The organism is Schlesneria sphaerica, from assembly GCF_044336245.1.
GTDB lineage: Bacteria > Planctomycetota > Planctomycetia > Planctomycetales > Planctomycetaceae > Schlesneria > Schlesneria sphaerica.
On record NZ_CP172346.1, the window covers coordinates 6,510,238 to 6,523,384 of the forward strand.

Genomic DNA, 13,147 nt, shown 5'->3' on the forward strand with positions numbered 1-13,147 from the left:
TCGAAGTCGAATTACACTCGTTTGCACACGACCTGGATTCCACTCAATTTGGCTGTGGCGGTGGCATCAGCGCCAATGATTTTTGCGGCGATGAGATACTTGAAGTTGCCATTGTCGATCAGGCTCTTGTCGTCGGGAACAAAGCCGACCGATGCAAAAATCTGAGCCCCAGTCCCTCCGTTCGAAAGCTGCAGCGCAACGAGGGTGGACTGCTCACTCGTGGAAAACGACTGACGCAGCAGTTGTACGCTGACAGAACCCAGGCTGCCTGACCCTTCCCCGTTTACGGCGACACTTTGGATCTTGCCTCCATCCGGAAGCTGGATCGGCATCCAACCATCCGCGCTGGTTTGTCCGGTTCCTTTTGTCGCGATGCCGTAGCCGCTGCTCCATGCCGGCGTCGTCAGCACCGGGAAGAGCGTTGGGGCGAAGGTTAATGTTGTTGTCGGGCTGACCGGAACCACAATCCCTTGAAGCGTAGCGAACGCGGACGACACGCTGTCCAGCTCATCCTGGAACGAGAAGACCACCTTATTCAGTCCACGCTCGCCGTCGGCCTGAACTGCATCAAAACCGTCAATCCAGGGGTCGTGAGAAAAGTTCCGCTTATAGAGCGCAGCTGTCATTTGATCGCCTCGTTTTCAATCAGGAGCGAAAATCAGGATAGGTGTATGCGGGAAATGCCTGTCGTTCGTCTCGTCGAATCTCCTTGACGTGGTGACGCAGGTTTTCGGTGACAACCTGGACGCCGATCGGGCGGAAATAATTGAGCAGATTCATGATCAGGTCGTACTGATCTTTCGAAAGGATGGGAGTCGGACCCCCGGGAACTTCCTTGACTCGGACTTCGAATGAATACGGGTCTGCCGTCTCGGAGTTCGATTCGAAGTAACTCTGTTGCAGCGTAATTACCCCGGGAGTAGTTGGAGTAAATTTGACCTGGGATCTCTGCGAGTAATCGAATGTTCCCTTCGCAAACCCGTCTGTCTGCAGGGCCCAATTGAAATCACCCAATGTCACCGTTCCACTGCCAGCGGCCGGGGAAAAGCCGGAACTGATTGTCTGATACTTGAAGCTGGTCGCTGAGGGGACTTCTGTAATCGTGTGCACACCGTTGTAGCCAGAGATCAAGACACCTGCGACAGCGATGCGCATTCCCATCTGAAAGCCATGAGGGCCTCCAGTGACGGTGGTGACCGTCGTTCCAGTCTGGCTGATGTTTGTGATTGGCTGAACAGGAAGTCGCCCGAACCGAGCCTGCAGGATGATCGGCTTGTTAAGAAACAGATGTTCTTCAAGTGGGACCAGAGTTGAATCCTGCGGCACGATCTCGATCAGTTCGTCTTCTGCAACGGAACAGTAGACCTGCGTGCCTTGCGTCCTGACGTAGTCAAATCCCGCACGATGTGCCAAGGCACCAAGCTGATCCGACGGCAGGGTTGAATGGGTCAGTAGGATTCCGCGACCGGCTTGATGGCGACCAGCCGTCTCCGCCGGGTCAAATGCCTTAATCACCCGAAGTCCGGGAAGAGCTGATGCCAGATTTGTCAGCCGATTGAATGCCTTCTCAAGAGCGATCACCATCCTCTTGTTGTTAGGATCTGCTCCGTAGTCGATGCCGGCAACGTTGCTGGTGATCAGATAAATCGAGTTAGGGGTGGCGTTATTCGAGCCGACGACCGTCTCTTCGCTGCTCGACCTGGCGCCATTCCACGCAATCGAAGTCTTATCAGGCAAGCTGGTGATCCCGATTCGCAATGTGCGGGTCCCAACGACCGTCTTGCCCGCGAACGCAAATTCAACCGAGACGTCGACCTCACCGGGAGCATCCGCAAACAGTTGTACGTGACGGCGCGAAGTGATCGGGGTACGCAGGTTCGGTTCATCCAGCGGGTGAGGCAGTAGATGAGCTCGCCCGGCACCGGAATGGATGATCGTCCATTTCACTCGACCCGTCGCAGGAAGATTCTCGGGACACAGCACGAGATTGATCGCACCACCTATGATCGCATCGTACCCGTCAGAACGGGGTAAGGCGTCAGCCTCCACCATCCCACCGGTTGCGGCAGGCAGGCCGGACGATGCCAGATTGAATTGAATCGTCGACGCTGTGACCGCTGTGATCGTGACTGTTCCGTGATATCCGGGATGGGATGCATTTAAGATGTTGATCCGCTCGCCAGCCACCAGTTTGTGCGGCACGGATGTCGTAATTGTGACAGTTGTCCCCGTCTCCGTGGCTGTCGAGATCGGCGTGAGCGACTTGATTGCGATGGCGAGCTTGTTCCCGATTGCCATCGAAACGTCGATGTGCGTCGGCGTCGAGAGGACGAAGTCGAATCCCGCTTGATGTGCGGCGATTGACAGTACTTCCGGCACAAGGGAATCGTGCGACAATTGAAGTTCTCGCCCTACCGAATGCAACCCGGGATCAGCCGGATCATACGACTTGAGGACGTTCAAGTTCCCACTCACGCCTTGCCGCACCAGGAGATCGATCAACGACTGCAGCGCTGTCAGCGTGGTTGGCTGCATCAGGTGATTGTTCAAATCGGATCCATAATTGACTCCGTGCCGATAATGACCAACCAGGTAGTGCGGCAGGAAATCGACATCGTCAGAGGGACGTCCACAAACTTCCACTCCGTTTGCTGACGGATTTCCCTCGAAGCAAAGACTTTGTCCGATCGGTAATGTTTCAGGGACGATTCTGACTGTTTTGGTCGCGACGGCGGAGGGGGCGAGTTTCTCGATCAGCTCGAAGGATTCCTGTTGACCATTGATGTGAACGAGGTCGTTGATGGCCGTGCGCAGGTTTTTTGCAGTGGGCAGAAACCACTTTTGAAATAGCCCCAGCCGCTTGCGATAGGGTTCGTCACCCTCGCCGAGAACAGGATGGAATTCCGTGCGTGCCACGCTGGAAAGCCGCACTTCATCCAGAACACCCGAAAATTGAAACTTTGCAGGAACGGCGGCATCGTTGCCGAACAGCAAGTCTTTATTGTTTTTGACGGCTCCAAGCATGCTTGCCCCAGCAGGTTTCGCTTCCGCCAGGATCTCGTCACCATCGACAAACAACCGAAGGCCGCTGCGCTCTCTGTCGATGACCCCGGCGATATGGTGAAACCGACCGTCGGCAATATCGATATCCGCAAGAATGCTGTCGACTGTTCCGCCGTCACTCACCTCCCAGCGAAGATTATTGGCTGTTCCACCGATGTGCCAGGTGGCCAGCATCATCGACCACCCTGCCTCGGTGTGGTTGGCTGCCGAATCAATTGCACCTTTGCACGCAAGAAGTCGTGGTGCGGCGGGGACAGCAAGGTCCGAATCGTTAACGGGATCCGCCTTCACGAAAAACTCGATGGTGAAGTTAGCTGACTCTGCCAGATTGAAACTCGCATCATGCGGTACCCGCACGATGCCATATCCATTGGGACCTGGAAATTGAAGTCCTGCATTGAATTTGCCAGTCACACCACAGGTGGCCCCAGCGTTGAAACCTGGATGCCCGGTTTTACCGAATCGCGTAGTTTCGTCGATGACGAGGCCCTTCACTGCCCCACCAGTCAACACGCCGTTCAGAAGCCAGCTTCCTCCACCGGCAAATTCCCCATTTCCTGCGGCTCCTCCAGCGAGGGAGAATCGGTCTTCATCAATTGAAGTGATGTTGAACGTGCCATTGGCGCTGGTATTTCCAGCCACTCCGTTGATCGTGACGTTCTGGCCCGTTGCCAGTCCGTGAACGAGGCTCGTGATCACGATCGGAGAGATGCCGCTGCCTGTCGTTCCAATGATCGTGCCCGTGGCTGGATCATTGCAGTGATAGAGCGCGATCGTCTGCGCGTCATATGAGTATTCTCGCGGCGGGAACCGGGGCACTCGCAGTTCGTCACCGATCAGGTCCAGGCTGTATCCGTTGGCGTGAGCGCGGGATCGCTGGAGGCGCACCTGAGACAACAGCGCTTTTAACTGGTCTTTTTCCCACCCCAGTATCCAGGCGAGCTTCGCAATGTTCCCGAGCAAGGCGAGCAACCCGAAGTTTGACGCACCGGTTCCTGACAGTGCCTTCGGCTTTTGACGAAGGGCAGTGAGTTTCGTCTGAAAGTTAAAACCGGGAGGTTCAGGGATGACGAATGACGTCCCCGCGAATGTTCGCGGCGGAATGACAATGGAACTTGGCTTGATCGATGCGTCTGAGTAAACAATTTCAACAGTGACGGCATCGGGTCCCGAGTTTGCACGAACGATCAACACATATCTCGTTTGAGTCGGAAAGACCCCGTACCGCGCATAGTATTCGTTGAAATGATAGTCGAGAACGATCGTTTCGCTGGCGGCATTCGAACCTGGTGCAGGTGTTTGATCGACTTCCCTCAACCGAAGCGACAGCATCTCGGCTCCCCGTGCATACGGGGCTGGGAGCAGCTTCACCATTGATTGGCTGGTGAGGTCGAGCGTGTCCAGTATCATGTATTCCTCACCTGGATATCGATCAACTGCGAATCGACGTGGAAGACGGCGATCTCGTCAGGTTGCAGGTTGATGTTCTCTCCGATGGGGAATTCGATGACAGCACTGTTGAAACGAGGACTGCGTCCGAACGCGATTGAACCCATCAGCGGAGGATTGCGGCGAAGATGCAACTGCTGGATATCAATCAGCCCTGTCACGTCTTTGCAGTCATAAATCACTTGTGAATAGAGAACCGAATTGCCAAGGCCCAACGAATTGACTCGACGTTCCAACCGGTCCTTGATCGACCCGATAATGGCATCGGCATCATGCCCCGGCTGGATCATGATGATGGCCCGTAATCCGATCTGAACATCGTTGGCAAGTCGCAAGTTTGGGAACACCGAAATCGGCCGGACTTCCTCGACAGCAAGATTCACGAGATCCCGAACGCCGTCTGCTTTACCAGTGGTGCTTTCCCAGAAGAATCCCGGGGCCACTGCGACAAGAATGTCAAAATAGAAAGGAGTTCCGACTCGTCGCTGCTTGCCGAACCGGCCTCGCCCGAATGAAAAAAAACTGAACTTGCTTTGAGAAACGTCCACACCCCCGAGCGGATCGAACAAACGACAATCTCGAACTCCGTCCAGGGCGATGACAGCGCTTCGCACTGCTTCAAGTGTCCAAAGGGTGCGAGGGCGACCGAGAATCGCCAGACGGTACGCCTCATCGGATTCGAAGTTCTCTCCGCCCATTGTCGCATTGGCGTTCGTGGCGGTCACAAGGGCTGGATCAAAACTCAGTTTCGCCCTGGCAAAATCCGGGTTCAATTGCTTGATGGCATTTTTGGCCACGTTTCCTGCGGGACCCCTCGCTATCGCTTCCACTTCGACCGATGCAGTTGGTGCCTGATTCGTCAAAGAAACGCGTTGAAGTGTACGGAAACGGACGGCGGGATCCGTTGCAGTGGAGAGAGTTTCCACAACGGCTCCGGCGGGGATGTTATAGCTTCGACCGTTCTTGCCACCCTCCAAAGTGAGCACCACGGTCCCATGTGACTTCAGTGCACGTCTCGGAATTCCCAGGTCATCCCCCAGCAGATCGAGTGCATCGCCTGTCGCCGTTGACGGAAAGCAGCTGTAGTAAGACGACTCACCAAGTTTCCATAGTTCCATGTCGGAAGCGGCAACGATATTCATGATCTGCCGAAAGGCGCTGGTTGAGCGGAGATCAATATCGTCACCGAAGATCTCACGTGCCAGCGCGGCCTTGTCGTTAATGATCTCCTGTAACGGCTTGATCGCAAAGCCATCGGATGTGACGCCAAAATCGCTCATGTATTCAGCCCTGTCCCCTCAAGACGCAGCGCGACTTCTCCTTCGATCACCGCTTGTATGACGACAATGACTTGCCATTTCCGGGTATTGCGACGAATGATTTCGTTCTCATTTGGATCTTCACCTGGCATTAATTCGTAGTACCGGGGGTCGTCGTCGAAAACGACTTCGCTGATCATGGTGATGCGATCGTCCTGGCTGATACTTTTGACCAGATTCAATCGAATCAGATCCTTTACTGCCTGTTTGGTTTGAGCGGTCGTTAAGATCGCGGCCATATCCAGGCCATAGTTGACATTGAACACGTCGGTACCAAATGCCGTTCCGATCATGACTCGCAACCCCTGTGAGAGGTTGTCACGTCCCGAAACGAAAGTGAAATCACGACCATCCTCCCCATCAGTCAAAACGAGATCGCCCTCCTCGAGCAGCAGGCTGCGACCCAACACATTCGGGGCTCGTAAACTTGTCATGTCTAATGCGACCTATTGCGCCTTAAGGTTCGTTTGCCCGGCGTTTTGAACCGACCAGGTCGGGAAAGCAACGTTCGCCACCGTGCCATTGGTGGTCCCACTGACGTCGGACAAGAGAACACATTTGCCTTCTACCTTGAGTTTGCTGGCGGTCCCTTTGTTCGTCACTTTGGCCACGTTCGTGCACTTCACCGACACAGGTGCCGGAGCCGATGCCGGCACGGTCATGCAAGTTGGAGGGGCTGCGAACGAAGCGCCGTCCATGTCTCCGTCGACGAGCACCTTTTTCTTTTTTACTGTCAGTTTGGATTGCCCGGATTTCAGAACGATCACCCCTTGGTGAGCACAGGTTGCTGTTCCTGCTTCGGTTAAGACGTACGCCACTTGTTGTCCTTCACTGAATATCAACGTTGCCGGTGATGGTGACATCACCTTTAATCGTGATGGTATTTGCTTCGAGTGAGAGCGTTCCGTTCTTGTCGATCTGGAACTTGGATCCCGATCTCCCGGAGATGGTGATCGCTCCATCCGGATCGATGTGGAACGTGCTACCCGAGGGTTTGTGCTCGATCAGGATTTCATCGTCGTTCCCTTCCTCAGGGCGATTTCCCACCGTTCCCAGAGTTGATGTGCCTGTAGTAATCCTGAGTCCGCTCACCTCGATAACACGATGTCCTCTGTTCGAAATCAGATCATTTGCGGCGTTTGTTGCGCTTGTCGGAGTCTTGCCGTCGAAATTCACTGGAAGACAAAGCCACCAGTCACCGGGTTCATTCCTGGGTGGTTCAAACGGGGGTTTCTCGGACCAGATGAACCCGGTCACCAGTGCGTCATCGGCAAGGCCAAGATTGTGAGTCACGACGGCCTTCATGCCGGGATAGACAGGCGTGATCTGCCCGCATTTGTTCCAGGCAAAGGATGAAACCAAAGGCTTGTTGTTGAATACCTGATTTACTTCGTCATCAACCGGCGCTCTCACGCTGGGTTGTGTTTCCGATTTCTCGAAGCGTTGTCCAAACTGAAGCGTTGCCTGGTGTGCAGGTGACGAATTCCCACCAGAGTAGGTGCTGATTCCACACACTTCGACCACCGGCTGGCGACTGGTTTCGTCTTTAATCTTTTCCGTCAGCCTGGTACTCACCCCTTCCGCGCTGATCTGGCCCACAGCCAGTTGTTGTCGCCGGCAGTTGTCGTCAGAACAGGGAATGACCGCTAATCCTTCGCAGAGATATCCGCCCGAAAGGCTAAGTGTGTGAGTGATCGAATGAACTCGAAACGTGTCGTCCTTCGACGTGAATCCGACGACGTCTGTGGTAACCTGGTTGCCTGGTCGTAACTTGGGATCTCCGGCGATTCGGAAATTGAATCCCTTGATTTCCCGCTTCGGCAGACTCTTCAATCGCCCGTTGCCCGTGACTTCAGGCAGTGTTTTGGAATAGCGGCTGAGTTCGGCCAGATTGACATCCCGTTTGAATCCCGCGGGCTTGTAGTCATCGCTCTCAATCGGTTTTCCAATCCGGATCGTCTTGTCTGAGACGAGGAATTCTGCCGACGCTCTTTCAGCCAGTGAATCCAGGACCTTCATGACTGATTTGCCACGGAAGCTCGGGGCGTCGAGTTCGATGTCGATATTCTTGACGACGGGGGTTGTATTGACCTTGAGATCGGGAGCACTGTTCCCTGTCAGGCTTGTCAAAGCGGCAGTAAGAACGCTACCCCCCGCCTTCTCAGAGTCTTCATCGGCAGTTGCGTTTGTCAGAATCTTTGTGATGAGCGACGTAAAACCGATTTTTCCCTCGAGACCTTCGTCGAAAATCGTGTGTCGCAGGCCAAGCGTGGCGACTTCTTCTCCTTTCAACGTCGTGACCATGTGGTCTCCCGTCACCTGAGTTTTCACCTCGGTGTAGAACCCTTCGACGACAGTTTCGAACGAGCCGTCGAAGTATCCGAGCTTGATGATCATGCGTGCCTGCTTCGGATCCTCGCTCAAGATTTTTGCTTTGGCTTCCGGCAGATCGATCAGCTGGACCTCAAACGTCGTACCTGATACCGCAGGCTGCATCGACACCTTGACTGAGACATCGATCAAAAAGTCTCCCTTCAGCAGATCGTTGGATACCTTGAATTTGGCATCCGGGAAATCAATCAGGTATTTGAGAATTACGCCCATCGAGATGCGATCCCTCCCGTCACCTTGGAGCCAAAAGTTCCCGTTCCGTTCAAATTGCGGACAGCGACACGCTGAACGGGAAACGCGAGCGCAATTTCGCCGGCCAGGTACTCCAGTTCGGGGACGACCTTCCTCATGAATACGGATTGCATCTTACCATCAGGCAAGTCTCGATCGACTCTGACGACGAGGTACATCTGGGGGCGTGTCAGATCGGGCGACGGTCGCAGCATGGACGAAGCAAGTGATGGTTCCATCGCGGGTAAGTCAAAAATCGCACTCGGATTCGAGGTCAGGGACGGCGATGCGTTGACATACATGCGGAATCGATAAGTGACTCCCCCGAATACCACCGGAAACGATTGTGGAAACCCCTGGTCCGCATCGATTGGAAGCGGGGTATATGTCCTTGTCGAATCAGAGAACGATATTGCCATTCCAGTCCTCCGGCACGAGCGACTTTCAGATAAACGCAGAACCACCGGCCATTACCAGATCGAGCGATCCTCCTAACAGGCCACCCAACTGCGTCCGAGGGACATGAATCAGTGAAATCGTTACCCGTAATGTGTCGCGCATCTGATTGTCCTGGGTGAAGATGAGGCTGGTAATCTGCATGTCCAGGTTGACGCTGGTTTTCGCAACGACGGGAACTCCGGCCAGTTTCATCAGGGGGGCCGATGCGGATGCAAGCAGTCGCGACGTGAGCGCCATCGCCTCCAATGGTGGTCGGAGCGCACGTTGCTTCCCAATCAGCAGCGCCTCGATCGTGATCGTTTTCGTTGTTGGTGCCACCATCTGCGTCAAGGTACTGCCGGCAATTGTCGCAGTCTTGTATCCTTCGTTCATGACAAAACTCGTCACTGCCAGCAGCGGGACAGCACCAATCAGTACAGGAATGTTCGGTTGCTCGTTCATGCGGGATCTCGGTCCTTTTCCCCCCGGAATCCAAGGATGATGCCACTGAATGTTGCGGTCGGTGCACCATCGATGACGACGTTGCTTGGATTGGCAGATGTGATTAGGCAGTCGCGAAACAGCATCTTGTTGAACGTCCAGTCTTTCCCATCGCCAGATTCGGCCAGCATGATGTCGAATTTGGTCCCTGCCAGCGCCAGTCGAGTCAGTTCGGCCACGGCCGGTCCGATTGCTTTGAGGGACAGTGAAAACGTAGCGGCCTGCGGATGAAAGACTGCTCCAATATTGTCCGCTTCGATCGAATGGATCGGAGTCACTTGCGTATTAAACGTGGGAGTGAACGATTCGACGGCACTGATACTCTTGCCGTTGGCATGAATTTCCAGTCGAGTCTTCCAGTTCAGACTTACCGGCGCGGCAGGTGCGTCGGGCATGGCGAGGACTCCTATTGAAACTTGAGGGTGATATTGAGTCGATGAATGGCACCCGCATACGTGACGGTGATGATCGAATCGACCGTGCGCGAGTTTCGGATATTCTTCAGCTCTTGAGCTTCGAGAACGGACAGCGTGGCCGGGTCTTTATCAAGAAGCACAAGGACTGGCAGAAAAATGTCATAGTTATCGATGACTTCGCGCTGTTTGAGGGGTTCGAGGACCGACGCCATCTGCGATTCGAGCGAGCGAATTCCGGGGCGGTTAATCCGCAGGACACCGATCGATTGAATCAGTTGCGCCTTCAAGCGAAATGTCACATCGTCAAGAGTGCGAATGATGTCGATATAGCGGACGTTGGCACTGCCTGAGATATAGCCTTCGCCCATATAAAGCCCGGTTCCGGGGATCAATGTGGGACGGGTGAGCCAATTGACCCCTGCCGAATTCAGGGTCTCAATTTCGGAGTCGTCGAAGGTGTTGGCCATGGTTAAGCCGACCGGCTTGAGGATGAGCGAAATATGCGGTTCATACCCTGCGATCGTACCAGCCACGGCCGCGGCCGCATCGCCATCCGATTTGTGTGCGACGACGACCATCCGTGAGACGGACAAGCCGAGCCCAGCGACCAGCCCTGCGGCCGTCGATGCCGCTGCTGTTTTATCCAGCATGGTGACACCGATTCGTTCTTTACCGTCACCACCACCGGCGCCCGACAGCGTCGCGACGTGTGAGGCCAACAACTTGACAGCTGCAGAATTCGCGTCGTTCAATGGTTTGTCAGCAAGCATGACGATTTGAACGTCAAGTTTCCCGACCACCGCGAATGAAGCTGCGACGTCATCGTCAGTTCGAATGGCCCAGACGAGAGAGGGACCGGGAGACTGCCCGAATGCGGTTCTTACAGCAGATCCCAGCGGCCCTTGAAACCAGTCTGCACTATCCACGGCCTTCTTGTTTTTGGCGCTGGCCGGATCATTCGGGTCCGATACGCTGTCTGGATTCGTGACCGGAATCGCAATGTTCACCGGTCCCGTTGCGTCATCAGAGGTGTCGCCGACAATGGCAATATCTCCAAACGCCCGCGTTGCCGGTTTAAAGAAATTGGTAACGGGGGTCACCGTGATGTATCGAACTGTCATTGATGCTCCTCTCCGATCGGAGACACTGAATCGATGATTGAGCGATTACGCAAACAGACAGAACATGTTTTCAGCCTGAAACAGGGTTAAAGCACTCGCTTTTACCTTGGTCGCGTCCATCCCGGGGATCGTTCCATCGACCACCGACGCGCCAGGGAAGACAACGACGAAAGCATAGGGTGTAATGACGGTGGCTCCCGCGACGCTCGTGAGGTGATCCTGCTCTTTTTCGAGGATCAGACGACAAATCTTCGCGGATTGCAGCGCTTCACGAGCGGCAAATGTCTCACGAATCAGCACACACACGTTGAGCGGATAGGTCTGCGAACTTGCGGGACTGTTCGGATCGAAGACGGGAGGCGCCTTGTAGATGAATTCCAGAAACAGCATCGGCTGCTCTCGAAAATCTTCAATGCTCTCAATCCGAAACCTTTCGAAGAACGCATCAACGATAGAAGGAGAATAAAGGTTCGCGAGTGCCGCTTTCAGATCGGCGATCGACGCGACATCTCCCAATTTCTGACTTAAGTCGTGTGATGTAATTCGCTCGATCGGTGCTGCCAGCGAGGCGACCTTTGCGGCGATGGTGACTTCAAGGAAAATATCGATCCATTCGAGGCGACCACGACGTGGCCAGCGTCCGTCGCGCCGTGTCCGCTCGGTCGAAGGGACGATCCGTTCGTCGACGCCATGGTATTGCAGCGTTTCCCAGGCAGGAACCTGGAATTGACGGCGGACCGCGCCGATCTCGAGTTCGCGAACTTCAACCGATTCGCCCCGGTAAACCTGGCTGAAGAGCATTTGCAGACCGGCCTGATTTGTCAGCCAGTCAGCGACGAATGAGTCCTGAGTGAACCGGAATAGCGCCCCATCCGAAAATACACCCACGCTGCGCTCCCCCTTGTCCGCAGAGGTGAGATGGTCTTAGTCGCCTGGTTACCTGATTCGCTGATTCACAGCTTGACAACCAAACTCAACCGATTCAGGTTAGGCAGACCTGCGACCGAAACCAAGGGACGCATCTGGGGCGCTACTGGGCCGCTCGCTGTTTCCAGGTTACACCCCGTCCTTGACCGTCGGAAAAGAATCGGATCACCGGGTTAATCTGATGATTCAGACGCTTCACGGCATCGTGTAAGCGCTCAATCGCATCGGTTGAAACCGCCGCTGCAATTGGGTTGTCGATTCGCGGAGGCCAGCCCTCTTCCTGAAATGCGTTGAGAATCGCTTCCTGGTTTTTTGCGGGTTGACGAAACCGCTTTGCCAGGATCTCGCCCACTCTCAGCTCTCGATGATGGCAGTCCCAGAAAGGGATTGCCGCGTGCGGGCCCCGCTGCGGCGAAGAATGGCTTGCATCCATAACGGTTGGACCGTTTGAAATCATTTTCTGCACGAGTTGAACGCGTTCATCGGCCAATACAAAACAGCTGCGAGCGTCGATCGACATACCGGGAGGAAGTTCGAAACTTCTTTGCCGGGCACCCCGTCGGGTGATTTCCACGCGATGTTCGGTCATCCCCTGGCAGATCAGATAACGCAAATCATTGTTGTTCAGTCCCGCTTCCTTGATCGAGTGAACTTCGAGGGCGAATTCCCACTTCGGAAGGCTCAAACGAAATGCGGTCTCGTGAGCTTGAAGCAATAACGAGAGTGCATTTTTGAGCTCAGGCCTTATCAGATGTGTGACGTCTTCATCGAACCTTACTTCGCGGTGAGGTTGCATGGTGCGTCTCTGGTGAGTACGAACGCCGACTTGAGATTGACGAAGTGCAGGTCGATACTAACCATCAAAAAATGGCTCGACAATCCCCGGTCTATGCTCTTTTTTCTCTTTTGTAAGCAGTCTTGTACGCGATATTGCAGGCGTCGTCGGCTGATCTCGCTGAACTGCTCGAGCGGTCAAAGTCGCGGGACCATCGCACCTTGTTCGGGATTGCGCCGAGCCCTGATTCGCTCCAAGACGTCGGTTGTTCAGAGAGTCGTCAGTGGGGAGGCGAAGTTCACCGGAAAGACACTCGACAAGCTGCGTGTATTGACGGCGCAGCTTCAGGAGTTGGCCCAAGCCCGTCGGTGCTGATTTCCCGACGCAACGCTTCGGGGCTTTTCATCTTTCGGTCCGTTCCTCCGCCCGCTTCTGGGGATCGGGCGACCGCAGCTTCCTGAGTAACAGGAGGGATATCCTGCCGATCAATGAAAGACGTGCTGGAAGCACGTCCGG

Annotated in this window: 12 protein-coding genes; all 12 read right to left on the reverse strand. The window is 54.7% G+C overall.

Annotation, left to right across the window (positions count from 1 at the left end; genetic code table 11):
- Positions 1-11: 11 nt before the first annotated feature.
- Entirely contained in the window at positions 12-626 is a 615-nt protein-coding gene (locus tag ACGY09_RS23370; protein WP_397569641.1) for a hypothetical protein, read from the reverse strand.
- Positions 627-645: 19 nt separating this feature from the next.
- Positions 646-4,473 carry a LamG domain-containing protein gene (locus ACGY09_RS23375; protein WP_397569642.1) on the reverse strand — a complete coding sequence of 1,276 codons (3,828 nt, stop codon included), beginning with the start codon at positions 4,471-4,473 and terminating at the stop codon, positions 646-648.
- Positions 4,470-5,792: a baseplate J/gp47 family protein gene (locus ACGY09_RS23380; protein ID WP_397569643.1), complete on the reverse strand. Its 1,323-nt coding sequence runs from the start codon at positions 5,790-5,792 to the stop codon at positions 4,470-4,472. Before ACGY09_RS23380 ends, ACGY09_RS23375 begins: the two co-directional genes overlap by 4 nt.
- Positions 5,789-6,265, reverse strand: a complete 477-nt coding sequence (locus ACGY09_RS23385; RefSeq protein WP_397569644.1) for a hypothetical protein — start codon at positions 6,263-6,265, stop codon at positions 5,789-5,791. Before ACGY09_RS23385 ends, ACGY09_RS23380 begins: the two co-directional genes overlap by 4 nt.
- 12 nt (positions 6,266-6,277) lie before the next feature.
- Positions 6,278-6,649, reverse strand: coding sequence for a hypothetical protein (locus ACGY09_RS23390; RefSeq protein WP_397569645.1), 372 nt, complete (start codon positions 6,647-6,649; stop codon positions 6,278-6,280).
- Between the two features lie 10 nt (positions 6,650-6,659).
- A complete protein-coding gene (locus tag ACGY09_RS23395; RefSeq protein WP_397569646.1) occupies positions 6,660-8,435 on the reverse strand; it encodes a hypothetical protein in 1,776 nt (591 codons plus the stop codon).
- A complete protein-coding gene (locus tag ACGY09_RS23400; protein ID WP_397569647.1) occupies positions 8,426-8,872 on the reverse strand; it encodes a hypothetical protein in 447 nt (148 codons plus the stop codon). The genes ACGY09_RS23395 and ACGY09_RS23400 overlap by 10 nt, the downstream gene beginning before the upstream one ends.
- Before the next feature lie 25 nt (positions 8,873-8,897).
- The gene (locus ACGY09_RS23405) at positions 8,898-9,353 is read right to left on the reverse strand and encodes a hypothetical protein (RefSeq protein ID WP_373652555.1); all 456 of its coding nucleotides are present in this window, start codon (positions 9,351-9,353) and stop codon (positions 8,898-8,900) included.
- On the reverse strand, positions 9,350-9,787 hold the full coding sequence (locus ACGY09_RS23410) for a hypothetical protein (RefSeq protein ID WP_373652554.1): 438 nt from the start codon (positions 9,785-9,787) through the stop codon (positions 9,350-9,352). Before ACGY09_RS23410 ends, ACGY09_RS23405 begins: the two co-directional genes overlap by 4 nt.
- A gap of 11 nt (positions 9,788-9,798) precedes the next feature.
- Positions 9,799-10,929 carry a hypothetical protein gene (locus ACGY09_RS23415; protein ID WP_397569648.1) on the reverse strand — a complete coding sequence of 377 codons (1,131 nt, stop codon included), beginning with the start codon at positions 10,927-10,929 and terminating at the stop codon, positions 9,799-9,801.
- A gap of 45 nt (positions 10,930-10,974) precedes the next feature.
- Positions 10,975-11,817: a hypothetical protein gene (locus ACGY09_RS23420; protein WP_373652552.1), complete on the reverse strand. Its 843-nt coding sequence runs from the start codon at positions 11,815-11,817 to the stop codon at positions 10,975-10,977.
- A 142-nt stretch (positions 11,818-11,959) separates the two neighbouring features.
- On the reverse strand, positions 11,960-12,652 hold the full coding sequence (locus ACGY09_RS23425) for a hypothetical protein (RefSeq protein WP_397569649.1): 693 nt from the start codon (positions 12,650-12,652) through the stop codon (positions 11,960-11,962).
- Between the last annotated feature and the right edge of the window lie 495 nt (positions 12,653-13,147).